Annotated in this window: 23 protein-coding genes, 1 tRNA gene and 1 other RNA gene; 14 read left to right on the top strand and 11 right to left on the bottom strand. The window is 44.2% G+C overall.

The window, feature by feature from the left end; all coding sequences use genetic code 11:
- Positions 1-50: 50 nt before the first annotated feature.
- On the top strand, positions 51-539 hold the full coding sequence (rfaH, locus tag ACKLNH_RS02300) for a transcription/translation regulatory transformer protein RfaH (protein ID WP_413110611.1): 489 nt from the start codon (positions 51-53) through the stop codon (positions 537-539).
- A gap of 24 nt (positions 540-563) precedes the next feature.
- Positions 564-1457 (top strand): UTP--glucose-1-phosphate uridylyltransferase GalU, encoded by an 894-nt coding sequence (galU, locus tag ACKLNH_RS02295; protein ID WP_413110610.1) that lies wholly within the window; start codon positions 564-566, stop codon positions 1455-1457.
- Between the two features lie 66 nt (positions 1458-1523).
- Here galU and folD read toward each other — a convergent pair whose 3' ends face one another.
- A complete protein-coding gene (gene folD, locus ACKLNH_RS02290) occupies positions 1524-2381 on the bottom strand; it encodes a bifunctional methylenetetrahydrofolate dehydrogenase/methenyltetrahydrofolate cyclohydrolase FolD (RefSeq protein ID WP_413110609.1) in 858 nt (285 codons plus the stop codon).
- 267 nt (positions 2382-2648) lie between these two features.
- Here folD and ACKLNH_RS02285 point away from each other — a divergent pair.
- The 8 genes from ACKLNH_RS02285 to ACKLNH_RS02250 all read left to right on the top strand — a co-directional run bounded on the left by ACKLNH_RS02285 (position 2649) and on the right by ACKLNH_RS02250 (position 12243).
- Positions 2649-2725 (top strand) — tRNA-Arg (locus ACKLNH_RS02285).
- Positions 2726-3318: 593 nt separating this feature from the next.
- Positions 3319-4623, top strand: a complete 1305-nt coding sequence (gene tig, locus ACKLNH_RS02280; RefSeq protein ID WP_413110608.1) for a trigger factor — start codon at positions 3319-3321, stop codon at positions 4621-4623.
- Between the two features lie 96 nt (positions 4624-4719).
- Positions 4720-5343: an ATP-dependent Clp endopeptidase proteolytic subunit ClpP gene (gene clpP / locus ACKLNH_RS02275; protein ID WP_413110607.1), complete on the top strand. Its 624-nt coding sequence runs from the start codon at positions 4720-4722 to the stop codon at positions 5341-5343.
- A gap of 104 nt (positions 5344-5447) precedes the next feature.
- The gene (gene clpX, locus ACKLNH_RS02270) at positions 5448-6728 is read left to right on the top strand and encodes an ATP-dependent protease ATP-binding subunit ClpX (protein WP_413110606.1); all 1281 of its coding nucleotides are present in this window, start codon (positions 5448-5450) and stop codon (positions 6726-6728) included.
- A 137-nt stretch (positions 6729-6865) separates the two neighbouring features.
- Complete coding sequence (lon, locus tag ACKLNH_RS02265) at positions 6866-9238, top strand: endopeptidase La (protein WP_413110605.1); 2373 nt, start codon at positions 6866-6868, stop codon at positions 9236-9238.
- A 154-nt stretch (positions 9239-9392) separates the two neighbouring features.
- Positions 9393-9680, top strand: coding sequence for an HU family DNA-binding protein (locus ACKLNH_RS02260; RefSeq protein WP_413110759.1), 288 nt, complete (start codon positions 9393-9395; stop codon positions 9678-9680).
- 244 nt (positions 9681-9924) lie between these two features.
- The gene (gene ppiD / locus ACKLNH_RS02255) at positions 9925-11772 is read left to right on the top strand and encodes a peptidylprolyl isomerase (protein ID WP_413110604.1); all 1848 of its coding nucleotides are present in this window, start codon (positions 9925-9927) and stop codon (positions 11770-11772) included.
- Positions 11773-11940: 168 nt separating this feature from the next.
- Entirely contained in the window at positions 11941-12243 is a 303-nt protein-coding gene (locus tag ACKLNH_RS02250; protein WP_413110603.1) for a ComEA family DNA-binding protein, read from the top strand.
- Positions 12244-12273: 30 nt separating this feature from the next.
- On the opposite strand, the gene queC is transcribed toward ACKLNH_RS02250, so the two are convergent.
- Together queC and tesB are read right to left on the bottom strand one after the other, a co-directional pair.
- On the bottom strand, positions 12274-12960 hold the full coding sequence (gene queC, locus ACKLNH_RS02245; RefSeq protein WP_413110602.1) for a 7-cyano-7-deazaguanine synthase QueC: 687 nt from the start codon (positions 12958-12960) through the stop codon (positions 12274-12276).
- Positions 12961-13036: 76 nt separating this feature from the next.
- Positions 13037-13897: an acyl-CoA thioesterase II gene (tesB, locus tag ACKLNH_RS02240; RefSeq protein WP_413110601.1), complete on the bottom strand. Its 861-nt coding sequence runs from the start codon at positions 13895-13897 to the stop codon at positions 13037-13039.
- A 126-nt stretch (positions 13898-14023) separates the two neighbouring features.
- On the opposite strand from tesB, the gene ACKLNH_RS02235 reads away from it, so the two are divergent.
- Positions 14024-14443 (top strand): YbaY family lipoprotein, encoded by a 420-nt coding sequence (locus ACKLNH_RS02235; RefSeq protein WP_413110600.1) that lies wholly within the window; start codon positions 14024-14026, stop codon positions 14441-14443.
- Here ACKLNH_RS02235 and ACKLNH_RS02230 read toward each other — a convergent pair.
- A complete protein-coding gene (locus ACKLNH_RS02230) occupies positions 14440-14739 on the bottom strand; it encodes an MGMT family protein (protein ID WP_413110599.1) in 300 nt (99 codons plus the stop codon). The two genes, ACKLNH_RS02235 and ACKLNH_RS02230, sit on opposite strands and share 4 nt — an antisense overlap.
- A gap of 134 nt (positions 14740-14873) precedes the next feature.
- Here ACKLNH_RS02230 and ACKLNH_RS02225 point away from each other — a divergent pair, with 134 nt between their 5' ends.
- Together ACKLNH_RS02225 and ffs are read left to right on the top strand one after the other, a co-directional pair.
- The gene (locus tag ACKLNH_RS02225) at positions 14874-15605 is read left to right on the top strand and encodes a VP0952 family biofilm-associated protein (protein ID WP_413110598.1); all 732 of its coding nucleotides are present in this window, start codon (positions 14874-14876) and stop codon (positions 15603-15605) included.
- A 130-nt stretch (positions 15606-15735) separates the two neighbouring features.
- Positions 15736-15832: signal recognition particle sRNA small type (gene ffs / locus ACKLNH_RS02220), an RNA gene on the top strand.
- A 656-nt stretch (positions 15833-16488) separates the two neighbouring features.
- On the opposite strand, the gene ACKLNH_RS02215 is transcribed toward ffs, so the two are convergent.
- The 5 genes from ACKLNH_RS02215 to ACKLNH_RS02195 form a co-directional block, all read right to left on the bottom strand.
- Positions 16489-17202 carry a hypothetical protein gene (locus tag ACKLNH_RS02215; protein WP_413110597.1) on the bottom strand — a complete coding sequence of 238 codons (714 nt, stop codon included), beginning with the start codon at positions 17200-17202 and terminating at the stop codon, positions 16489-16491.
- Positions 17195-18958 (bottom strand): hypothetical protein, encoded by a 1764-nt coding sequence (locus ACKLNH_RS02210; RefSeq protein ID WP_413110596.1) that lies wholly within the window; start codon positions 18956-18958, stop codon positions 17195-17197. The genes ACKLNH_RS02215 and ACKLNH_RS02210 overlap by 8 nt, the downstream gene beginning before the upstream one ends.
- Positions 18959-19020: 62 nt before the next feature.
- Positions 19021-19281: a hypothetical protein gene (locus ACKLNH_RS02205; RefSeq protein ID WP_413110595.1), complete on the bottom strand. Its 261-nt coding sequence runs from the start codon at positions 19279-19281 to the stop codon at positions 19021-19023.
- 979 nt (positions 19282-20260) lie between these two features.
- Positions 20261-20599 carry a cytosolic protein gene (locus ACKLNH_RS02200; protein WP_413110594.1) on the bottom strand — a complete coding sequence of 113 codons (339 nt, stop codon included), beginning with the start codon at positions 20597-20599 and terminating at the stop codon, positions 20261-20263.
- A 375-nt stretch (positions 20600-20974) separates the two neighbouring features.
- Complete coding sequence (locus ACKLNH_RS02195) at positions 20975-21484, bottom strand: RNA methyltransferase (protein WP_413110593.1); 510 nt, start codon at positions 21482-21484, stop codon at positions 20975-20977.
- A gap of 82 nt (positions 21485-21566) precedes the next feature.
- Here ACKLNH_RS02195 and ACKLNH_RS02190 point away from each other — a divergent pair, with 82 nt between their 5' ends.
- Complete coding sequence (locus tag ACKLNH_RS02190) at positions 21567-21896, top strand: NnrU family protein (protein ID WP_413110592.1); 330 nt, start codon at positions 21567-21569, stop codon at positions 21894-21896.
- On the opposite strand, the gene rarD is transcribed toward ACKLNH_RS02190, so the two are convergent.
- Positions 21858-22751: an EamA family transporter RarD gene (rarD, locus tag ACKLNH_RS02185; RefSeq protein WP_413110591.1), complete on the bottom strand. Its 894-nt coding sequence runs from the start codon at positions 22749-22751 to the stop codon at positions 21858-21860. The genes ACKLNH_RS02190 and rarD overlap by 39 nt on opposite strands.
- A gap of 57 nt (positions 22752-22808) precedes the next feature.
- Entirely contained in the window at positions 22809-23963 is a 1155-nt protein-coding gene (locus ACKLNH_RS02180) for a M20 aminoacylase family protein (protein ID WP_413110590.1), read from the bottom strand.
- Positions 23964-24066: the final 103 nt, after the last annotated feature.

Below are 24066 nucleotides of genomic sequence, written 5' to 3'. Positions count from 1 at the left end.
GTGACCTCTCTATAATCGGTTTGGCAAGTCAACAGAAGATAGAGAAAGCTATGAACCCTTGGTATTTGCTGTATTGTAAACGCAGCGAACAGGAACGCGCGCTGGTGAATTTAAACCGGCAGGGGGTAAATTGCTACTACCCGACAGTGACAATAGAGAAATTACGACGCGGGAAGCGCGTAGAAGTCGTAGAGCCTTTGTTCCCGTGTTATATGTTTGTTTCGTTTGACCCTGAGGCCGTTTCTTTTACTTCTGTACGCTCATCTCGAGGTGTTGCAGACTTTGTCCGTTTTGGTGGCTATCCGCAACAGGTTTCTGAAGAGGTTGTTTTTGCTATTATGGAGGCAGAAAATGCCGAGAAAAATAGTGAAAAATTGAGCGAAATGCCACAAGCTGGTGAAGCCTTTGTTTTAGAACATGGCCAATTCAAGGGTTATGATGCTATTTATAAAGAACCCGATGGTGAGAAACGTTCCATTATGTTTGTTACCATGATGGGAAAACAAGTCGAAGTTAGCGTATCTAATCGCGCACTTTAAAGTTATTTTTAAACAGGAAGTGGTATGCCACAAGTTAAAAAGGCAGTGATACCGGTCGCGGGCCTAGGCACGCGTATGTTACCGGCAACAAAAGCAATTCCCAAAGAGATGCTGCCCATTGTTGATAAGCCATTAATTCAGCATGTCGTTAATGAGTGTGTGGCGGCTGGAATTAAAGAGATTATTCTAGTCACGCATTCATCGAAAAACTCGATTGAAAATCATTTTGATACCTCCTTCGAACTAGAAGCCACGCTAGAGAAACGCGTTAAGCGTCAGCTACTTGATGAAGTTCAATCCATTTGCCCGAAAGACGTCACTATCATGCATGTGCGTCAGGGGCAGGCGAAAGGGTTGGGTCATGCTGTATTGTGCGCGCACCCATTAGTGGGCGATGCCCCATTTGCCGTGGTACTCCCTGATGTTATTCTTGATGATGTGGCGAGTGATCTGCAGCGTGATAACTTGGCAAAAATGGTGGCATTATTTGAAGAGACAGCCATTAGTCAGGTTATGGTTGAGCCGGTACCAATGGAGGCGGTATCAAATTATGGGGTTGCAGACATAGAAGGTGTCGAGCTTAAAGCCGGTGAGAGCTCTGCGATGACGGCAGTGGTAGAAAAGCCCGCCCAAGCAGAGGCGCCGTCTAATCTTGCCATTGTAGGGCGCTATATTTTACCAGCTGACATTTGGGCGCTGCTTGAACGCACTCCACCGGGGGCGGGCGATGAAATTCAACTGACTGACGCAATCGACATGCTGATGGAGAAGCAGCAAGTTAATGCGTTCCATATGTCGGGCAAAAGCCATGATTGTGGAAGCAAGTTGGGTTATATGAAAGCATTTGTTGAGTATGGTCTACGCCACAAAGAGATGGGCTCGGCATTTGAAGACTATTTACGTCAGTTGCTTAAATAACGCATGTAAATGGTGCTGAAAAATAGGGCTGCCTCTGGCAGCCTTATTTTATTTCTTCCAATACGGCTATTTCTGATGATATTGCTCGCAGGCCAATAACGTATTTTCGATCAGCGTTGCAACTGTCATAGGACCAACGCCCCCAGGCACCGGGGTGATATAGGCGGCTCGTTCGACGGCTGAGTCAAACGTAATGTCGCCAATCAATTGACCGCTATCAAGTCGGTTGATACCCACATCAATAACCACTGCGCCAGGCTTAACCCATTCGCCAGGAATGAAGTGAGCCTTACCAACGGCGACGATGAGAATATCTGCTTGTTGTACGTGTTTTTCTAAGTCTTGTGTAAAACGATGACAAGTGGTGGTTGTGCACCCGGCCAGCAAAAGTTCCAGGGTCATAGGGCGGCCCACAATATTCGATGCGCCAACAATGACCGCGTGTTTGCCATGCGTGGGGATATTGTAACGTTCGAGTAGCGTGATGATGCCGCGCGGCGTGCATGAACGCAGCTTTGGGATGCGCTGGCAGAGGCGACCAACATTATAAGGGTGAAAGCCATCGACATCTTTGTCGGGTAGAATGTGTTCGATTACCCGTGTGGTATCGATGCCCGCTGGCAAAGGGAGCTGAACTAAAATACCATCGATGCTGTTATCCATATTTAGCTCATCGATGAGCGAAAGTAGCTGCTGTTGCGATGTGTTACTGGGCAGATCGAATGATTTAGAGATAAAGCCCACCTCTTCACAGGCTTTTCGTTTACTGTTCACGTAGACGTGCGAAGCAGGATCATCACCCACCAATAACACTGCCAGCCCAGGTGGTCGTAACCCTGCTTCTATTCGCGCCTTCACTCTGGCGCCGACTTCATTTCGAATGGTTTGCGAAATCAGTTTTCCATCAATCAATTGTGCTGGCATGTCATTCCTTGCTTAATCCAGTTGCATTCGTGTTGTTATTGTTGCAGATAGTCGCATTCACATCCAGCGCAATCGTTTGCGCCGGAGTGATCGAGCTACGCTTTTAAGTAGAGGCGAGGTGAGAAGGTGAGGGAAAAATCATCACTGACGACGGTTTCCCATTAAGAGCGATGATAGATTGAGCAAACGAACATAAAATCACGATTTTATTTGGGTTTAGCGTTGACGTCCGTTGGCGGGGACGTATAATCAGCACACATAAAAGATGCGCCCTTAGCTCAGCTGGATAGAGCACGTCCCTTCTAAGGATGTGGTCGTAGGTTCGAATCCTACAGGGCGTGCCATATTTTGAGAAGGCCTCAACACCTTACGGTGCTGAGGCCTTTTTCGTATCTACGATATTTAGTGCAGTAGCTAATGTAGTTAGCGATGAATAGGCAATAATTTAAGCGCGGCCCCATCGCTTAACGCCAGCCAGAAGTAAGGCCAACAAGCGAAGTAACCCCACCGAACCAACGCATATTTCCTGATGATGATAGTCATGACTACAGTGATGCGCCTTTATCTGCCAAATTGTGCTGTGCGTTATTTGGCAACGTACTCTGTTAAGCCTTTCACAGTTCTAATCACGTAGGGCGATAAAAATCATTTTTTTTCATATTTTGGCCTTGAAAGCCGAAATTTCGCCCCAATAACACGGATTAATCACGTTTCGTCATGGCTGTCTCGACGATAGCGAATGAGATCGTTATAATGTCGCGTCTTTATTTCCATCCCTGAAGGTATGCGTGATCTAGACTTGATTCGCGACAGCAAATTCAGGTGTTATGGTAGCGTCATGATGACAATGCCGTAGCAAGAAAGGATGCCACGGTTGGTACTACTGTACTGACCATTTACTCAGTCATCCTGAGTTAATTTTGAGGTTTATAAGAAAATGCAAGTTACCGTTGAAACCACTGAAGGCCTAGGTCGTCAACTTACTATTACTGTCCCAGCTGCGAACATTGAAGATGCTGTGACTGCACAGCTGCGCAACATTGCGAAAACGCGTCGTTTCGATGGTTTCCGTAAAGGTAAAGTGCCACTGAAACTAGTTAACCAAATGTTTGGTGCTTCTGTTCGTCAAGACGTGATGGGCGAAGTTATGCAGCGTCACTTCATTGAAGCAATCGTTGCTGAAAAAGTTAACCCAGCAGGCGCTCCTACATTTGAACCTGTAGAGACTGAAGCAGGTAAAGATCTAGTATTCAAAGCGTCTTTCGAAGTTTACCCAGAGATCGAGCTAAAAGGTCTGGATGCAGTTACTGTTGAAAAGCCAATGGTAGAAGTAAAAGACGAAGACATCACTGAAATGCTAGAAACGCTACGTAAGCAGCAAGCAACGTGGTCTGAAGTAGAAGCAGCAGCTGTAGCTGATAGCCGTGTAACTATGGACTTTACTGGTTCTATCGACGGTGAAGAGTTCGAAGGTGGTAAGGCAGAGAGCTTCCCACTAGAGATGGGTCAAGGCCGCATGATTCCTGGCTTCGAAGATGGCGTTGTAGGTAAGAAAGCGGGCGACGAGTTCACTGTTGAGGTGAGCTTCCCAGAAGATTACCATGCAGAAAACCTAAAAGGTAAAGCAGCATCTTTCGCTATCAAGCTACACAAAGTTGAAACGCGTGAACTACCTGAGCTAAGCGACGAGTTCGTTGCTAAGTTTGGTGTTGTTGAAGGCGGTGTTGATGCGCTTAAAGCAGAAGTGCGCAAAAACATGGAGCGTGAGCTGAAGCAAGCAGTGAAGAACCGCATCAAAGATCAAGTGATTAACGGCTTGGTTGAGCAGAACGAAATTGCAATCCCTGCTGCGCTAATCGATCAAGAGATCAATGTTCTACGTCAACAAGCGGCACAACGTTTTGGTGGCGACGCGAAGAACATGCCTGAGCTACCACGTGAGCTGTTCGAAGAGCAAGCACATCGTCGTGTATCTGTTGGTCTACTATTAGGTGAAGTGATCAAGTCAGAAGAGCTAAAAGCAGATGACGAGCGTGTTAAAGCGCTAATCGCTGACATGGCTTCTGCGTATGAAGATCCAACAGAAGTTGTTGCTTACTACGAGAAGAACGAAGAGCTAATGAACAACATGCGTAACGTTGCTTTGGAAGAGCAAGCAATCGACGCACTATTAGCGAAAGCACAAGTTTCTGAAAAAGAAGTTGCCTTCAGCGAACTAATGAATCAGCAACCAGCAGCATAATTGTTGTTAAAGGTTTGACATCAGTTCAAATCAACTGCTAATAATGGTCCGTATGATACACTTCATTCGGGCCATTTATTTTAGGGATATAAGATTATGAGCTTCCAAGAGAAAAATGCGATGTCACCAATTTTGGATGCATTGGTGCCAATGGTGGTCGAACAAACGTCACGTGGCGAGCGCTCTTACGATATTTACTCGCGCTTGTTAAAAGATCGTATCGTTTTCTTGACCGGTCAGGTCGAAGACCACATGGCGAACCTAGTCGCAGCACAACTACTGTTTCTTGAGTCAGAAAATCCAGAGAAAGACATTTTCCTTTACATTAATTCACCGGGTGGTTCAGTGACTGCGGGCATGTCTATTTATGACACCATGCAGTTTATCAAGCCAAATGTGAGTACAGTTTGTATGGGTCAAGCTTGTTCAATGGGTGCGTTTTTATTGGCGGGTGGCGCTGAAGGAAAGCGTTTCTGTTTGCCTAATTCGCGCGTGATGATTCACCAGCCGTTAGGTGGTTTCCAAGGCCAGGCTTCAGACATCCAGATCCACGCTCAAGAAATTTTAACCATTAAGAACAGGCTGAACAGCTTACTATCCAAACATACCGGTCAACCTCTCGACATCATCGAGCGTGACACCGATCGGGACAACTTCCTGTCAGCAGATCAGGCAGTGGAATATGGTTTGGTTGATGCTGTGTTAGCACATCGCGCCTAACCTTTTATCTTCCGCGTTCAACGGAGATAAGCAAAGTTAGACGAGTTGTTATAAACTCTAAACAGAGTAGAAATCGGACTGACGTCCATAAACGAGGTTAGCGAATGACGGATAAGCGAAAAGAAAGTGGTAGCAGCAAGCTGCTTTACTGTTCTTTCTGCGGAAAAAGCCAGCATGAAGTTCGCAAGCTAATCGCAGGCCCTTCTGTATATATTTGTGATGAATGCGTTGATTTGTGCAACGACATTATTCGCGAAGAGATACAAGAAGTGATGCCGAAACGTGATGGCAGTGATCTTCCGACTCCTCAGGAGATTCGGGCAAACCTTGATGATTATGTCATCGGGCAGGCACACGCAAAAAAAGTTCTAGCAGTCGCCGTATATAACCACTATAAGCGTTTACGCAATGGTGATACTAACAGTGAAGGTGTAGAGCTCGGTAAGAGTAATATCTTGTTAATTGGCCCGACAGGTAGTGGTAAAACGCTGCTTGCAGAAACATTGGCACGAATGCTTGATGTTCCGTTTACGATGGCTGATGCAACCACGCTAACTGAAGCCGGTTATGTTGGAGAAGATGTTGAAAACATCATCCAAAAGCTGCTGCAGAAGTGTGATTATGATGTCGCCAAAGCTGAGCGCGGCATTGTATACATTGACGAAATTGACAAAATTTCTCGCAAGTCTGAAAACCCATCTATTACCCGTGATGTATCTGGTGAAGGTGTTCAACAGGCATTGCTAAAAATGGTAGAAGGCACCATTGCTTCCGTACCTCCTCAAGGTGGACGCAAACATCCTCAGCAAGAGTTTTTGCAGGTAGATACCTCGAAAATCTTGTTTATCTGTGGTGGTGCTTTCGCGGGCTTGGATAAGGTGATCGAGCAGCGTGTAACAACCGGAACGGGCATTGGTTTTGGTGCAGATATACGCACTAAAGATGCTTCACGCACACTGAGTGACTTATTTGAGCAGGTAGAACCAGAAGATTTAGTCAAATATGGCTTGATCCCAGAGTTCATCGGCCGTTTACCGGTTACCGCGATTTTGAATGAGTTGGATCAAGAAGCGTTGGTGCAGATATTGCGTGAGCCTAAGAACGCCCTAACTAAGCAGTATGCTGCTCTATTAGAGCTAGAAGGGGTTGATCTAGAGTTCCGTGATGATGCGTTGATAGCGATTGCTAAGAAAGCCATGGAGCGTAAGACTGGCGCACGTGGCCTACGTTCAATTGTGGAAGCTGTATTGCTAAATACCATGTATGATCTTCCATCTCAAACAGATGTGAGTAAAGTCGTAATTGATGAGTCAGTAATTAACGGTGAGTCAGAGCCATTATTGATTTATGAAAATACTGATAATCAAGCCGCTGGAGCGGAATGATTGTTTGAAATAACGACAAATTAAGTTTAAAAAGGAGGCATTTGCCTCCTTTTTTATTTTATCGGCGAGATAACGTTGAATCTTAGCAATAAAGCCCCATATACTCATTAATGAGTCCGAATGGAAGAGAGAATAATATGAACTTGGAGCGTTCAGAGCGCCTCGAAATCCCGGTTCTACCGCTGCGTGACGTAGTGGTATATCCGCACATGGTTATTCCGTTGTTTGTTGGTCGTGATAAATCGATTCGTTGCCTTGAGACAGCGATGGATAACAACAAACAAGTATTGTTAGTCGCGCAAAAAGATGCCGCAACAGAAGACCCAACGTTAGAAGATCTGTATGACGTTGGCACAGTTGCCACCATCCTCCAACTCCTAAAGTTGCCCGATGGCACGGTTAAGGTGCTGGTAGAAGGGCAGCAGAGAGCGAAGATCGAGCGTATGTATGAAGACGAGTTCTTCCAGGCTGAGGCGCAGTTTATGCTAACGCCTGAGATGGAAGAGCGTGAGCAAGAAGTCTTAATTCGTACCGCTATCAGTCAATTTGAAGGCTTTATTAAGCTCAATAAAAAGATCCCACCTGAAGTCCTCACCTCCCTGTCAGGTATCGAAGAAGCCGCCCGTTTGGCTGATACCATTGCAGCACACATGCCGCTGAAGCTTTCAGATAAGCAGCAGGTGTTGGAAATTGTCGACATTACTGAACGTCTTGAGTTCTTGATGGCGATGATGGAGTCAGAAATTGACTTATTGCAGGTTGAAAAGCGCATTCGTGGTCGCGTTAAAAAGCAGATGGAAAAGAGCCAGCGCGAATACTATTTGAATGAGCAGATGAAGGCCATTCAAAAAGAGCTTGGTGAGTTAGACGATGCTCCTGACGAGTTTGAAACGCTAAAGCAGAAGATTGAAGAAGCAAAAATGCCTGCTGAAGCGAAAGAGAAGACAGAGCAAGAGCTGCAAAAGCTTAAGATGATGTCGCCGATGTCAGCAGAGGCCACCGTTGTTCGTAGCTATATTGATTGGATGATCAGCGTACCTTGGCAGAAGCGTTCTAAAGTGAAGAAGAACCTTGCTAAAGCAGAAGAGATTCTAAATGCTGATCATTACGGTTTGGAGCGCGTTAAAGAACGAATTCTCGAGTATTTAGCGGTTCAGAACCGAATCAATAAGCTGAAAGGGCCGATTCTGTGCTTAGTTGGACCGCCAGGGGTTGGTAAGACCTCGCTAGGCCAATCCATTGCGAAAGCGACGGGGCGTAAATATACGCGTATGGCACTGGGTGGGGTTCGTGATGAAGCGGAAATTCGTGGACACCGACGCACTTACATCGGATCTTTGCCGGGTAAACTTATTCAGAAAATGGCAAAGGTGGAAGTCAAAAACCCACTGTTCTTGTTGGATGAGATCGACAAAATGTCATCAGACATGCGAGGCGATCCTTCATCGGCGTTACTGGAAGTGCTTGACCCCGAGCAAAACAATGCGTTTAACGACCACTATCTAGAAGTCGATTACGACTTATCGGATGTGATGTTTGTTGCGACGTCGAACTCGATGAATATTCCGGGTCCATTATTGGATCGTATGGAAGTGATACGTTTGTCGGGTTATACCGAAGACGAAAAGCTCAATATTGCGAAGCGCCATCTATTGAGCAAGCAAATTGGTCGTAATGGACTAAAAGAGCACGAAATTAGCATTGAAGATAGTGCGCTAATCGGCATTATCCGTTACTACACACGTGAAGCGGGTGTACGTAGTTTAGAGCGTGAGATTTCAAAGCTATGCCGTAAAGCGGTGAAAGAGATCTTACTGGATAAAGCGCTAACCTCGGTAACAATCAACGCAGATAACTTGAAAGACTATCTTGGTGTGCAACGCTTTGACTATGGTAAAGCGGATGACAACAATCGAATTGGTCAGGTTACTGGTCTCGCTTGGACTGAAGTTGGTGGCGATTTGCTTACCATTGAAACTGAATCCATGCTTGGTAAGGGTAAGTTGAGTTACACAGGCTCACTGGGTGACGTGATGCAAGAGTCAATTCAAGCCGCAATGACCGTGGTACGCACTCGTGCTGAGAAATTGGGTATCTCACCTGATTTCTACGAAAAACGTGATATTCATGTTCACGTTCCAGAAGGTGCGACACCAAAAGATGGTCCAAGTGCCGGTATTGCGATGTGTACTGCTCTAGTCTCTAGCTTAACTGGTAATCCTGTTAACGCCGATGTGGCAATGACAGGTGAGATTACACTTCGTGGTGAAGTGCTGCCTATTGGGGGCTTGAAAGAAAAGCTCTTGGCTGCTCACCGTGGTGGAATCAAAACCGTGGTCATTCCGAAAGAAAATGAGCGTGATTTGGAAGAGATTCCCGACAACGTGAAAGGCGATTTATCCATTCACCCAGTCCGCTGGATTGATGAAGTGTTGCAACTTGCACTAGTTAACAATCCTTCGGGGATCGAGCTGGTAAAGACCGAAAACAGTGATATGAAGCAAAATTAATAGATGAAAAAACGCTGATAGTGATAAAAATCTTGTCAGCGTTTTTTTGTGCCGCTATAAGGTATACAGAATTTGTTTTTTCTTCTTTGTTCGTTAGGATATATGAACAAAGGAGGGTTTATAATCATTCGCCACTTTGAATGTGGTTAGGTTCATAAGGGGATATATCGTGAACAAGAGTCAACTGATTGACACAATTGCTGACAACGCAGAATTATCAAAAGCATCAGCAGGCCGTGCGCTGGATGCATTTATCGAAGCGGTGTCAGAGTCATTAAAAGATGGTGATACTGTTTCACTGGTTGGTTTTGGTACTTTCTCTGTACGTGAGCGTGCAGCGCGTACAGGCCGTAACCCGCAAACGGGTGCAGAAATCGAAATTGCTGCAGCAAAAGTGCCTGGATTTAAACCGGGTAAAGCGCTAAAAGAGAGCGTAAACTGATTGGTACTACCGTTAGACTGTTTGTCGGTGTAAAATTGCCACAAGTGGAACGTTTGCTGATTAACATGGTCTATGATAAGCGCATCTGAAGATGCGCTTTTTGTTTATTTTTACTCTTGTGTTATTTTTCGCCAGCTTTGCTGCCCTCGGCAGCGTGATGCTGTAATCAGAACCAACCTCAACTGCTCAGTTCAGCTGGGTTGACGAAAAATAACCGGAAATTCTGTTTGGGAAGCGTCAAATTATGATGGAACGACTTCGTGAAGGTGCTAATAGCCTTGTCGTTAAAATTATTCTAAGTCTTATTATCCTCTCATTTGTGTTTGCAGGTGTTGGTAGTTACTTAACAGGAGGCGGACAACTTGTTGCTGCGACTGTTAACGGTGAAGAAATTGATATTCGCCAATTTGAACAAACGTTCCAGCAAGAGCGTAACCGTATGCAACAGCAGGGCGGTGAGCAATTTCTTGCCATGATTGCGGAGCCAGCCTATTTAGCTCAAGTTCGTCAGACTGTGTTAAATCAGATGATTAACGATAAGCTGATTCAACAATATGCTGAGACGCTAGGCCTGCGCGTTAGTGACCAACAAGTGCGTGAAGAGCTGCTGAACATTCCCGCTTTCCATGTTGATGGTCGTTTTGACAATGATACGTATACGGCCATGCTACGTCGTATGGGTTTAACGCCAGATACGTTTGCTGAACAAGTGCGTGCTGACTTGCGCCGCCAGCAATTGCTATCAGCCTTGGCAGGTAGTGAATTCGCGTTAGATTATGAAGTGGAAACACTGAGCTCACTAGAGCAACAAACCCGTGAAGTACGCACGCTTACGCTATCTGTGTCAGAAGCGGCAGAGAAAGTGGTACTAACCGACGAAGAGCTTGAAGCGTATTATCAACAAAATAGCTACCAGTTTACTCGCCCTGATGAAGTGAAAGTGGCATATATTGAACTTTCTGCTGAGAACATGGCAGATACGTCAGAAGTAACAGACGGTGAAGTCGAAGCGTACTATGAAACGCACCTAGCGCGCTTTAGCACTGAAGAGAAGCGTCGCTTAAGCCATATCCTATTTACAGGTGATGATGCTGCTGAGCGTGCTGATGAGGCGCTACAACGCTTGAAAGACGGTGAAGATTTCGCTGAACTAGCTAGCGTTTTATCTGCTGATACCTTCAGTGCAGAAAATGGCGGTGATCTTGATTGGATTGAGCCAGGCATCATGGATGCAGCATTCGATGCCGCCGCTTTTGAGCTAGCTGCCGAAGGTGATATCTCTGCACCGGTCGAAACGGATTTTGGTATTCACTTGATTAAAGTGACTGATATTCAGGCAGCGCAAGCGACGCCAATGGAAGAAGTGCGTGATGAAATCATAGCGACCCTTCAACAGGATAATGCTGTTAACGCGTTTTATGAGCTACGTAATGCCTTAGCGGATATTTCATTTGAAGTGGGAGACTCGTTAGCTGACGCAGCACAAGCGACAGGCACAGAAGTGGTGACCACCGACTTCATCTCACGTCAGAGCGCATCCGGTGTATTGGCAGACCCTCGTGTACTTGACGCCTTGTTTAGTGCTGAAGTGCGTGAAGATGGCTATAACTCACCGGTTATCGAGCTGGATGCAGAACATGTTATAGTTGTCCGAGTCGATGACTATCGCTACGAAGAAGTGTTGCCACTAGCTGAAGTGAAAGAGCAGGCTGAATCATCATTGGCAATGCAACGTGCACGAGAAGAAGTACAAGCTGCTGCTGAGGCATTGGTGAGTGGATTGAATGCTGGTGAAGCAGTGGACGCTGAGTTTGAAGCTACCGAAACTTACACGCGTATGGGGCCAAACTGGTCTGTCGCTAACGCAGTGTTTACCCAGCCAAAACCTGACGCTGATAGCGTTTATGGTATTGCTAACGACTTCAATGGCGATGTAATTGTTTTTGCGGTTGATAGCGTAACCGAAGGCGAAGTCGGTGATAACCTCGATATGCTTAGCCAGCAGCTATTGCAAGTACGTTCGCAACAAGGTTTGAGCGATATTGTTGCAGCCTTGCGTAGCGCAGCAAAAGTGACAACAAATATTAACTAAGCTCACAGCTGGGTGTAATCGATAAATGACTAAGGCATGCTTTTTAGAAGGCATGCCTTTTTTTTGTTTCTTAAGACAAGACAAAGGCGGATTATTCATTACTGTCACTTGAGTGTATGTAACGCCGTTACATATTCACATGCTCAATTTAAAGATTAGGAGACAGTGATGATAAAACCGGGAAGAACCTTGGCGATGAGTGCGCTACTTATTGGTGCACTAATGGGAAGCGCTGCTTTTGCTACGGATAGTGTGTCTAGCCAACAAACTGATATCAAAGTTAATATTAATAGCGCCACGTTGGAAGAGCTAGATAAGCTGTTGATTGGCATCGGTCCAGATAAAGCGCAAGCGATTATTGATTACCGTAACGCGCATGGTCAGTTTGCGACAGCGGAAGAGTTGATAAACGTTAAAGGTATTGGTGCCTCAACGGTGAAAAAGAATGCGCAGCGCATAGTCCTTGATTAGAAGAGGAGCAGCCCGCAAGGGCTGCCTGTACTATTGTGACTTTTTTGCCAAGGAGGCGAGAACATTTGATTTATCCTCAATATACTCATTGAGACCAGCTTGGCGCAGGTGGCAAGCTGGGCAATCACCGCAGCCATCCCCAACAACGCCATTGTAACATGTCAGTGTTTGCTGGCGGACAAAGTCGAGTTGGCCTAATTGATCAGCCAGCGCCCATGTTTCGGCTTTATTTAGCCACATCAGTGGCGTTTCGATATTAAGATCACGATCCATGCCTAGTACGAGTGCGTTGTTCTGTGCTTTAACGAACTCGTCACGGCAATCTGGATAGCCTGAAAAATCCGTTTCGCAGACACCAGTAATGATAGACTCTGCGCCAATTTGATAGGCATAGATTCCAGCAAGGGTAAGAAACAGTATGTTACGTCCCGGCACGAAGCTGTTTGGCAATCCGTTGTCCATCAGTTCATGAGAAACTGCGATGTTGTCTCTTGTTAATGAGCTGATAGCCAGTTCATTCAAAAGCCCGACATCGAGCACTTTATGGGCCGTTACATTTAGTGTTTTGCAAATGGCCTTAGCAATGTCGATTTCTTGTTTATGGCGCTGTCCGTAGTCGAACGTGATGCAATGCACTTCATCATAACGGTTGAGCGCGTCCAGCAAACAGGTAGTAGAATCTTGGCCACCACTAAAAACAACAACAGCTTTACGCATGTTTACCTCAGATAGAATAACGTGTGCGACAAGCATAAGCCTTCATTTGTGCCTGTCAAATATAGCGTGCTTGTTTCTACATTGTTTGCCGCATTAACCCCTCTTGCGCAGCCGAAGCAATTAACTCGCCTTGTCGATTAAACACTTCACCCCGTACAAACCCTCTCGCTCCACAGGCAGATGGGCTTTCGATAGAGTAGAGTAGCCATTCGTCCATTTTAAAAGAACGGTGAAACCACATGGAGTGATCAATAGTGGCAACCTGCATACCAGCAGTGAGTAGTGAAACTGAGTGAGGGTGTAGAGCGGTTACCAGAAATCCCCAATCAGAAGCGTAAGCGAGCACATATTGATGAATTCTTCGGTCGTTGGGCAGCTCACCATTGGCTTTAATCCATAAATATTGATGGCTTTCAGCCGGCTTTGGATTAAGAGGGTTAATCACCGTTACGGGTCGAACTTCAATTGGCTTTTGATGGCAAAAAATATGACGTATTTTGGGTGGAATTTTGTCGGCGATGAGGTTGGCAAGTTGGTACTCACTTTGCAATGTCTCAGGATCAGGAACGGATGGCATGGGGTTTTGGTGCTGCAAGCCAACTTCGTCTTCTTGGTAGGACGCCGTAAGAAAAAAGATCGGACGACCATTTTGAATCGCTTTTACTCTGCGCGCACTGAAACTTTTTCCGTCTCTAAGCGTCTCAACATCATAGACAATTGGTTTGTTTGGGTCGCCAGGCAGTAGAAAGTAGCTATGAAAAGAGTGCACAAAGCGCTGCGGTAAGACCGTTTCTTTTGCTGCAGAGAGCGCTTGTCCTATTACTTGCCCTCCATAGACTTGAGGAAGGCCCAAATTTTCGCTTTGTCCCCGGTATAGGCCTTGTTCAATGCGTTCAAGTTTCAATAAATTGAGAAGTTCGTTCAGTTCAAGACTCATACTTGCTTCCTGTAACGTGATATTATGCTGGTCGGATCTGAAACATGTGCTGACAGCACATATTTTTGAAATCGTGCAAAACTCACTCGTGTGTCCATTTAACGTTAAAAATTGATGAGGTAATTAATGAAAAAGGTGCTGACTCTAACTATAGGTTTAATTGCAGCATTGATCATTACAGCGTGCACATCTGTTGTGGTGGCAGAAAACCAGCGTGGTGAGATCACGGGAACAGTGAATTACCGAGAACGCGTGATCCTACCTGAGAACGCAAAGATCACGGTATCATTGCAGGATGTATCTATCATGGATGTTAAAGCTGAACTGATAAGCCAGCACGCATTTATAGCACAAGGGCAACAAGTCCCGCTCTCGTTTAGCCTGACATTTGATAACGATGTTATTGAAGAAGGGCGCAGATACGCGTTAAGTGCACGTATTGAACATGATGGTAAGTTGCTGTTTATTACCGACCGCCACTATGGGGTATTGACGGATACCGAACGCACTACATCGGTTGACCTGATGCTAATAAAAGTGAACTAGCCAAGCCAGCGATATTTGCGCAGGGAGACCTTGCCTTGCGCAACATCAACGCCATCATTTCTTAATGCTTCTATTTGACGTGCTGCGTTATCCCCTTTTAAAGAGATCTCTCCTTTGCCGTTGATCACTCGAAACCATGGTAGCGTGGTCTCTTTGGGTAGATCGGATAACAGTTTGCCAACTTGGCGTGCATAGCCAGGATAGCCAGCCCGTTTCGCGACATCTCCGTAAGTCGTGACATAGCCGTGAGGAATTTGATGTAAAACGGCGTAGATTTGTAACTTAAAATCAGTCATATTAATAGGTGTAGATCTCGTTATAGCAGGAAGCAGAATGAGGTTGATTATACATCACTCTGGTAAGAGATTATTGCTAGAATTACTGTAGTCAAAACAGAGTCATTTCGTAGTAGGCGCAAGGAGGTGCATCAATGTATGCCGCGTTACTCATTGTAATTAGTATATTCCTTTCCATCTTGGGAGTGTTTTCCCTCGGTATTATTGATGGCGATATCCCTGCGTTAGTTCTCGCTATCCCCGCAGTGTGGCTTCTTCCGCAAGGCGGCGCAGCGGCATGGCTGTTACTGCTTTCTTTGGGTACTTATGGTCTGACACTCGATAGCCAGCCCTTATCCATTTCAATTGGAGTATGGATGGTCATGCCGGTACTGGACGTCACCTTCTCTCGCAAAGGAAACTGGCAGCTCGGGATCTTAATGACGGTTATCGTACTGGCTATGTATGGTGGCCTGATGGCATTGCAACGTGATGGCAAGCTTGACGGCGAGGCGTTCTTTACGGTTGTGCAATTAGTTGGGGTTGTGGGGGTGTGGTGCGCCGCTCGTTGTTGGCGTATGGTGAAAGGTAACACTTGGTGGCCGATTGCAATTATGCTTCCGCTCTGGCTCACTGGGGGCGCACATGCCTCTCTGATTGGCTTATGCGTTGTCGGTTTAATTGCCAGTATGCAAAGCATGGCGAAAACCGAGCAGTCTGAATATCTAGAGAGGTTAGTTTGGATTTTGCCAGCCGTGACGTTTGCAGCTTTGGTCGTTACCCCAAGGTTTCCTGTTCCTAATGCGGTTTTAGTTTGTTGGTTACTTGTGTTGTGCAGCGCTTGGTTGGGCGAGTACTTGCTTGATGATCCAGAAGAGGACTTTTGACGGTATAATCGTTCAAACAGTGGTCAGTTGAACGTTTAAACAAGGGATTAGTCTTGCATTCTTTCCGGCTATCCCTGATAATTCAGCCACTCAAGACGATATCGTTTTGAAACAGAATCTATGGAGGCCCCATCGGTCCTCCCGCAACACTAACTTGTGAACCTGGTCAGGCCCGGAAGGGAGCAGCCACAGCGAGCGACGTGTGTGCCGGGATGTGGCTGGTGGGGCTTCCACCCATCTGTCGCTATGTCGTTTGCATCATAAGCTCACATATTTCCCTCGATACCGTGCATAACTGGCAGTATAAGCTTGCATAGTCTATTTTTGATGTAGTTTTACAACAAATGGGCTAGTTCCGATGTACCGACGTCAGCTCAAACATTCCCGTGTAAAAAACCTGTTCAAATTCGCTAGTGTCTTGGAAATTGACTTATTTTTTACCTCGTTAAGTGATTTTACTCGCTTAACGAGGTGTCTAAAACTGCTGATTCAGATCATAACTTGAGCAGAAAAATTGGTTGGACATTAACATACGTGTGCACTAGACTGCGTCACATTTGACGTGACGATTAATCTCTTATAAATTTCTTCATGACCCAAGCAAAGTGTTTCATTTGTAGTATAAGGATCTTCGGTAACTTCTATCTGAGGGTGAGAATATGAGAAGCTGGAGAAGAACAATATTGGTATAAGTACAAATAATTTATTAATCATGTAAAATTCCAGAATTACCAAGAGGCCAAAAATAATTAATTACAATTTATCGGTCTGGCGAATCGCCCCAACAAAATTAACTATGACATAAAAACCTATCTAAATACATTCGGCACTTTATCATCCGCAGCAATAGCCCCTTGTGAAATAAATTATGAAAAGACAAACTTTACTTTATTGATTTAGACTTAAAGTTTAATAGCTCTTGCCTCTGATATCTGCCCAGTTCATCGCTATAAAATACTCTTTCCAATGACTCAGCATCGCACGCATTTTCATGACAAAAATACACAATGTAAATTTCAGAGCCTCTAAACGTTAAGTCTTCACCCTGGAAAGTCACAATCGTTTCAAATATCTCATCTTGATAATCATCTTGACTTAAGTAGCGTCGGTATACGACACCACCGTCAAAATCGGCAACATTAACATTTACAGGGTATTTCCCAGCATCACGCTCATAAGTATATGAGTATTCATCTTTTGTAACATAATCAAGAAAGTCAAATCCTATATCGTTATCATATATACCATTAACTGGTAGAGACAGCCCGCAGACTGCTTTCCTTATGCTTAAGCCATTCTGCTTGATTCTATTTTTATGGTAGATACAATCAATACTTTCAAGGTTTTTATTAGAAAGTGTATAAAAGTGCATAGTACTGCCATGTCCACGATGAATTATTGCATGACCATAATCAAACCTTCTTAAATAAGTATAAAAGGATGGGTATTTAAAAAAAACCTCTTCTATTTTATTCTCTTTCTCACCATCATAAATCAATAAAGATCCATCATCAGACTCTACGTACATGGTTGCTCCAACATGAAAAGAAAGTACAAGCAACATTAATATTTTCACAATACTCATCAAATTACGCACTATTAACCACCTCCATAAGTATCCGCTCAAACTTTCGAGCATATTCTGCTATTTTATCTCTTCTGTCCCTACCATTGATAACCCACCTAGCACCTACATAATCAACTTGATCATCATTTATATAGTGACTTAACCTTCGACCAGTGATGGTTCCTTCGGTCATTCCCCAGATCATTATTGGAACAGCATTTTTATGTTGCCCAGCTAAATCAGGGGTAGACACCAAATCGAGAGCAAAATGACGTCCAAATCTTTCATAATTACTTTTCCAGGTCAATTGAACTAAACCTCGCCCCCTGTACTTATAACCATCGCCCTCCTCTGTATTACCATAAGAAATAGCTGTTTCTCTTATTTCTTTTGTCGCACCTAAAACTGGATCATATTTATTAAAGTACTCACGATCGCCTACTTCAGGTCTTTCACTAAAATACTCACCAGATGTAAAGTGATATGCCTCAATCTGAGCAGTCGCTAACATATACGCCACGTGATGCAAGTTCCATTCTTCTGGATTTTCTGCGTAATACTCATTCAACAGGTTCAAAATTGATCTCAAGTTCGCTGTTGATGTCGGACCAAACCTAAATCCTTCAATTAGCTGTTGAAATGCAGGGATATATAACGCTATAAACTCATCTATATTGATGTGAACTCCTCTAGCACTAGGCATCAAGCCCAACGGCCAAAAGTGCCATGCATTGCCAGAGTCAACGATAGGCTGTAAAGCACTCACACCCTGTGAGACTGCGTCTTTGACCCAAACGCTATCGTCTACTCGTATTTTTTCATGAGCTACGTAGTCATTATACGTTTCTTGCAAATTTTGGAAGAACACAGTTCTTCGATACTCCTCAAAATTACGAAACCCTCTTGCGCATCGAGTATGCATTTGGTCACGTTCAATTTCCAGTTGGCATGTTATATAAATGCTGGAATTGGAATCACTTAGCCACTCTGTTGGGTGGCAGATCACCGCTTTTTCAAGCTGATTACTTCCACTGTTAAAGTAACGCGATATATCCTCGCCAGTTATACTTGCTCTTGGTACCCAACCGACAAGCTTTGCCATTTCAATATAAAACTCATTCCCGGAGTCATAGGCGCCGTTACTATTAGCCCCGTCAATAACGTGAAACCCATGCGCCTCTTCGCCTTCCTCTGTTGTTCCTGACAAATGATGCAAAAACCAAGAAGGAGGCTTTTTTGGTGCGAACACTTCTAGGTGACATCTATATTCGAATCTTATATCACTGTTGGTATTTTCAGGGTACTCGTGAATACCAATATAACCAATTGGCTCACCCGCTTGAATAGGTATTGGAGTGGCTGGTGCATTAACTGAGCCATTTGTCGATATTTCTTCATCTTGGCTTACTCCATCCCGATTCTGCCAAGCTATGGCTGTGTCAAATTTGCTGTAGTGTATATCAAAAAAACCAAACTTTGTGTGCTCTGGTCCAGAAACGTTGGCAGCCAGCCACACGTTTTCCCCAGCTAATCGCATTAAGGAGCGGTCGCTGTCAGGACCAAGCTCAACAACGGTACACTCTACCCAATCAAACTCTGTATTGTTACCACCATACACCTTAGAAGAGGTGACGATATTTTCATGCTCTACAAATTCGATCACTGTGCCTTTTGGAAGCTTAAGTTCATTAGCATCGCTCATCGATTTAAAAGCAACGCGCTCCTTATTTGCTTTATAGTGATTCTCTCGATAACTGGTAAGTAATGCCTGTGGTTTTAGATGCATGTACAGAGAATAGAAGCAATAACTTTGCTCCGCGTTACTTGGATTGGTACAAGTGTGCTCAATCAAGCAAAAATTATTGCTAAAGTTAAACTCGCGCTCACCAAACGGAGTACGAATGTAGTCGTCACTGATCCGGTAAGCAACGACATGACCATCAGCAATGGCTCGAATTGGACATCGATTGGGTAACCATGGAGCAATGGCACCACTAATATGTGTACCACCATGCCAACCCGTTGTGCTTTTATTGACAGCAAAACGACCAGAAGCGACACCACTAAATAATTCTCTAATTTCACTAATGCTTCGGTATTCAGAGCCATCTTGTTTAGCTAAGGGAAAAGCAAAATTTATTATTCAATCCACTCTCAAAAATCATCCAATACATCGGATAATAACGACATTTTGCTGGTAACTTAACTCTCTTGATAAGCAAGCAGACGCTCATGCAAAACAGTCATATTAATCTTTACAATACTCAAAATAACTAAAGCGCCAGGCAGGGCGAAAAATAAGGCAATCAAAATGACTTTTATTACGTAACTGATAATCTGATCTTTGAAGTAATGGTTAACAAATAGTTACAAATTATCTTTCATAAATATTCTATAAAGTTAAATACCAACTGAAAAGTAAAAATGCTCCAAACTAGGGCTCTTAACAAATCTTCACCCTTCTAGATGATAAATCAGCCCTTTCCATTCTTTACCATAGTCATACCCTAGTATGAGTAGAAAACCCTGCTGTTGTGATATGATACCTGCATCCCTAGAGCTACTTATAGCCTTATGTAAGTAGTCAAGTTCAGCTTGCTCATGGATTGCCATATGGATAGGTAACGAAAACCATTAAATCACACTTGATTGGTTAATATCCCCAACAACAATTCCTTTTAATCTCACCTCGGTCACTAATATTCTAAATAGCGAGTGCTATTCTAATGAGGAGTCTTGATACTCATCGATATATACACATTTATATCTGGCCTTTAAGTGTTCCATACAACTAGAAGAGCTGCTTGTTATTAATTTAGGGCACATTTTGGCATTGGGTGATTTTAATTTTTTGATAAATAAGATGCTATTGAAACGTTAATTTGACTTGTCGATAACCCATCTGTCGCAAAATCATATCCTGTCCTTTTAAAAGTCAAAATGTGCCTTAATCTTAATTTGGTTGTTTTTTCATCATTAAGGGGCATGTATGTACATTCGTGATCTTCGTATCCTGTTAATAAACGAAACGCTTGCGGATGAAGGGCTAGGGATACCAATTCGCCGATTTCAACTTACTGAATAACTTTCAGTCCAATCGGGTAATTAAGGTTTGCTCGTCATCCACAAAAGCCACAAAGCCGCCGTGATAGATAAACACCCGACCACGCCCCTCAACTAGGCAGGCAAGTTGTGGGTTCAAATCTTCCTCGTTATCCTGACTTTGAAAAGTGCCGGTATCGGTGATTACGCCGCTTAGTGTAGGCAAGTAGCCATAAGTGCGCTTGGCTTGATCAATCAGACTCAATTCGCTGGCGGTAGAGAAGCAAAAGGGGATCGCACCAGCTTCTTCGATAAATATAGTTTTCAGTTCTTCAAAAGCTGTAATCACCAGCCAGTCGATGCCGTTAACATGATGGATAAACATAGAGTTTCTCGGTAGTTCTGATGCGGTGATTTTATCACTATCAGGGGAGAACGTAGTAGAGATTTAGTTGCTAAAGGCGTAATTCTGTGCCATTTCCTGACATTCTCTAGGCCAACTTGAAACACGTTTTTGTTCAAGAACAAGTTACAAAGCTTCGAAAATGTTTGTGATCACCAAGCGATTCAATGCAATCGGTGTTTAAGTTGGTAGACTGACAGATTAGCAACCTGACATCGTCCGCTTGTCAAAATAGTTCATTTTTATGTCGACTTACGGCGCATTTGCAGGCGGAACACATTGATAGTTGCACTTGCCCAAGTTGACGAGGCGAAAACGCTTCGCCAACTTGATGGTTGGTGTTTATCTCACCCGTCATTATTTAACGATTAACCGATTCTTGGTGTCTCGGTTGGCAATCACTTGTTGTTTGTCATCAATGGCGCCTAAACGCTTCGCTAAGCGATCATACAAGACCACATTGACGGTAGCAGCGAGGTTCATGCAGCCATTGGTGGGGACATACACGACATGATGCGCTTTATCGACAACCTTCTGTGGTATCGAGTTGTCTTCTGGTCCAAACACATACACCGCATTTTCTGGATGGGTAAACAGCGGTAGGGCTGTGGCACCCACAGCCAACTCGACACACACGATCTCTACATTATCTGCGATGTTAGCCGTCAGGTCGTCCATTTCGATTAAATCAATTCGTTCATGGGTTTTTTGTGTATCTGTTTGAAATCTTACGGCGCGATTATAGCGCGCACCGTTATAGCGTACTTGTGTGGCGTCATAGCAGCCCGCGGCACGCATTACGCCGCCAACATTGGTTGGGCTCTTCGGGTTGTACAGTCCAATAATGACCGTGGATGGTGTTGTCATTGCAGTTGTTCTACTTATGCTGTTAGAAGGTTAGAGATGGAAACTTTAGTGGTTGGGGGATTATGGATCTAATGCGCCTTAAGTGCTATTGCTAGGCAATAATTTTTTCCTCCTTGAGGTGAGGGCATTTTCGCATTTATTAGTTAATGGCAACGTAGCAGACACGCTGTTGTTCGGCTCTTTTTTAATCTGGGCTATCGCTGATCTTATTTTGATGGAAAAACGCCAGCAGAGATCTTCCTCACCCTTAAAGGCTTCTTGGGTCAATGACGTGATAGTCATCGCCATTGGAACCACTGTTTGTGCCATATTGGCTATGTATTTGCATGGTTATTTAATCGGTATTCCACTAAATGCTCACAACAGCCAATACTTAGCCTACGGTAGACGGAGGGTAGGTTGGCTTTTGTAATATTATGTCTGCGGCACACAATAATAAGCCAAGCCAGATTAAGCCAAAGCTTAGAACATTCACGCGCAATAGCACCTCACCAAAAACGATAACCGCCAGTAAGAATTGAAGGCTAGGCTCGATATATTGTATAAACCCCACCATGACTAAGCTGGTGCGCTCTACAGCTATCGAGTAGAGCAATAGTGGAATGAGTGTAATCGGCGCAGATAACAAGTAGAGCCACATCTTACCAAGGTCGCCTGACTGCCATACCGAGGTATTGTCCCACATTTGACTAAATAGCAGGACCAATGCAATCGGTAGAACGGTGAGTAACTCAATCATCATGATGCTCATCGCATCGAGGTTGGCGAATTTTTTCATCAGTCCATATAGCGCAAATGTGCTGCCCATAATGATGGATAACCAAGGTAATTCACGAAAGTAAAGTACCTGACAGCCAATGCCAGCGACAGAAAGAACAACGGCGACCATTTGAAAGCCGGATAAGCGGTCTTTTAGAAATAATACGGCAAAAATAACAGCAAATATGGGCGTGATAAAATACCCTAAGCTCGCCGCGAGCACTTGGCCATTTGTTACCGCCCAAGTAAAACAGTAGAGAGAAATTAAGTTAAATAGTCCAGCTAAAAAACAAAATAAAAGCGTTCTTTTATTGCGCATAGCCATCCAAATGTTTTTAGTAGGAGCAGAGAATAACTTGATCCATAAGTAAATACATGGAATGGAAAATAAAATTCGAATAGAAAGTAATTCAAATACATTGGCGTTAGGAATATATTGAAAATAGAGTGGTAGTAATCCCCAACACAAAAAGGCATAGACTGCCATCCAGTTTCCTGAAAATAACATTAGAATACCTCGAGGCATAGACATGCCAACTGCGTAGCAGTCGGCATGTTGTTTCTATTATACTGAGAGTTGATCGCGTACTAATTCAACCCAATACTTAGCGCCAATAAGCAAGAGGTCATCATTAAAGTCGTAATGGGGGAGGTGCAATGCAACACCGCCTTTTTCTTCCGCGAGGCCATTACCGACTAAGATATAGCAGCTTGGCACTTCACGTTGCATGAACGAGAAATCTTCTGAGATACAGAAAGGCTTGCAGTTGTCATCAACCATCTTATCTCCAACCAGTTGTTTCGCTACTCGGGCTGCAGCCTGTGCTGTTTTAGCATCATTAACGGTCGACAATACACAGTTGGAAAATGCATAGTTATAATCAAGCCCAGCGGCAGAGGTGATACCTGAAACAACCCGCTCCATCGCACCTTTAATATACTCTTGGGTGTCATCTGAGAAGCAGCGTGTATCCCCCGAGAGAGTGACAACGGTTGGAATTACATTGGCACCACCATTGGTTTTAATGTCAGTAACGGATAGTACGGCGGGTTCGTGAATCGCATCTAAATTACGTGTAATAATTGTTTGTAGTGCAGAGACAATATTACACGCGGCAATCACAGGATCGCTGCCTAAATGGGGCATTGCAGCATGGCCTCCAGTGGCAAGTACTTCGATTTTGAAGTGGTTTTCACTGGCCATAACAGAGCTTGGGCTAATTAAAAAGCGGCCAACCTCTAAGCCTGGAAGGTTGTGCATTGCATAAATGGCGTCTATCTTCCAGCGAGAGAATAGCCCATCTTCAATCATGGCTTTGGCACCCGTGCCTTGTTCTTCTGCGGGCTGGAAAATAAAGTATACTGTACCGTCAAAGTCATCTTGGTGTGCGAGTTGATATGCCGCACCCAGTAGCATGGAAGTATGACCATCATGCCCGCAGCCATGCATCATACCGCTGGTTTTCGATGCATAACAAAAGTCATTTTGTTCTTCAACCGGGATTGCATCAAAATCTGCGCGCAATGCAATAGACCTTGTTGATGTACCACGTTTTAGAATGCCCACCATGCCTGTCTTGCCAATACCGCGTACTACTTCAATGCCAAACTCTTCGAGTTTTTGTGCAATAAAGTCTGCCGTTTTTGTCTCTTCAAAACCAATTTCAGGAATGGAATGTAAGTGATGTCGCCACTCGACAATGTCATTTGGTAAGTTCATATTACTCACTTAGTTAAGTAATGATAGCGACAATATGCTGTCGCTATCTCAACCTATTGAAATTCAAACCGCCATAGATGGCATGCTAGCCATCTATGGAGCT

Source organism: Thaumasiovibrio clandestinus (genome assembly GCF_047250365.1).
GTDB lineage: Bacteria > Pseudomonadota > Gammaproteobacteria > Enterobacterales > Vibrionaceae > Thaumasiovibrio.
Note: the sequence above shows the minus strand (reverse complement) of the source record. Positions and strands in the feature narration are given on the sequence as shown.

What these genes read in the sequence shown, in the direction of transcription:
- rfaH (WP_413110611.1), top strand. Translation starts at nt 51, where the DNA reads ATGAACCCTTGGTATTTGCTGTATTGTAAACGCAGCGAACAGGAACGC.
- galU (WP_413110610.1), top strand. Translation starts at nt 564, where the DNA reads ATGCCACAAGTTAAAAAGGCAGTGATACCGGTCGCGGGCCTAGGCACG.
- folD (WP_413110609.1), bottom strand. Translation starts at nt 2,381, where the DNA reads ATGCCAGCACAATTGATTGATGGAAAACTGATTTCGCAAACCATTCGA.
- tig (WP_413110608.1), top strand. Translation starts at nt 3,319, where the DNA reads ATGCAAGTTACCGTTGAAACCACTGAAGGCCTAGGTCGTCAACTTACT.
- clpP (WP_413110607.1), top strand. Translation starts at nt 4,720, where the DNA reads ATGAGCTTCCAAGAGAAAAATGCGATGTCACCAATTTTGGATGCATTG.
- clpX (WP_413110606.1), top strand. Translation starts at nt 5,448, where the DNA reads ATGACGGATAAGCGAAAAGAAAGTGGTAGCAGCAAGCTGCTTTACTGT.
- lon (WP_413110605.1), top strand. Translation starts at nt 6,866, where the DNA reads ATGAACTTGGAGCGTTCAGAGCGCCTCGAAATCCCGGTTCTACCGCTG.
- ppiD (WP_413110604.1), top strand. Translation starts at nt 9,925, where the DNA reads ATGATGGAACGACTTCGTGAAGGTGCTAATAGCCTTGTCGTTAAAATT.
- ACKLNH_RS02250 (WP_413110603.1), top strand. Translation starts at nt 11,941, where the DNA reads ATGATAAAACCGGGAAGAACCTTGGCGATGAGTGCGCTACTTATTGGT.
- queC (WP_413110602.1), bottom strand. Translation starts at nt 12,960, where the DNA reads ATGCGTAAAGCTGTTGTTGTTTTTAGTGGTGGCCAAGATTCTACTACC.
- tesB (WP_413110601.1), bottom strand. Translation starts at nt 13,897, where the DNA reads ATGAGTCTTGAACTGAACGAACTTCTCAATTTATTGAAACTTGAACGC.
- ACKLNH_RS02235 (WP_413110600.1), top strand. Translation starts at nt 14,024, where the DNA reads ATGAAAAAGGTGCTGACTCTAACTATAGGTTTAATTGCAGCATTGATC.
- ACKLNH_RS02230 (WP_413110599.1), bottom strand. Translation starts at nt 14,739, where the DNA reads ATGACTGATTTTAAGTTACAAATCTACGCCGTTTTACATCAAATTCCT.
- ACKLNH_RS02225 (WP_413110598.1), top strand. Translation starts at nt 14,874, where the DNA reads ATGTATGCCGCGTTACTCATTGTAATTAGTATATTCCTTTCCATCTTG.
- ACKLNH_RS02210 (WP_413110596.1), bottom strand. Translation starts at nt 18,958, where the DNA reads ATGCATCTAAAACCACAGGCATTACTTACCAGTTATCGAGAGAATCAC.
- ACKLNH_RS02205 (WP_413110595.1), bottom strand. Translation starts at nt 19,281, where the DNA reads ATGGCTCTGAATACCGAAGCATTAGTGAAATTAGAGAATTATTTAGTG.
- ACKLNH_RS02200 (WP_413110594.1), bottom strand. Translation starts at nt 20,599, where the DNA reads ATGTTTATCCATCATGTTAACGGCATCGACTGGCTGGTGATTACAGCT.
- ACKLNH_RS02195 (WP_413110593.1), bottom strand. Translation starts at nt 21,484, where the DNA reads ATGACAACACCATCCACGGTCATTATTGGACTGTACAACCCGAAGAGC.
- rarD (WP_413110591.1), bottom strand. Translation starts at nt 22,751, where the DNA reads ATGTTATTTTCAGGAAACTGGATGGCAGTCTATGCCTTTTTGTGTTGG.
- ACKLNH_RS02180 (WP_413110590.1), bottom strand. Translation starts at nt 23,963, where the DNA reads ATGAACTTACCAAATGACATTGTCGAGTGGCGACATCACTTACATTCC.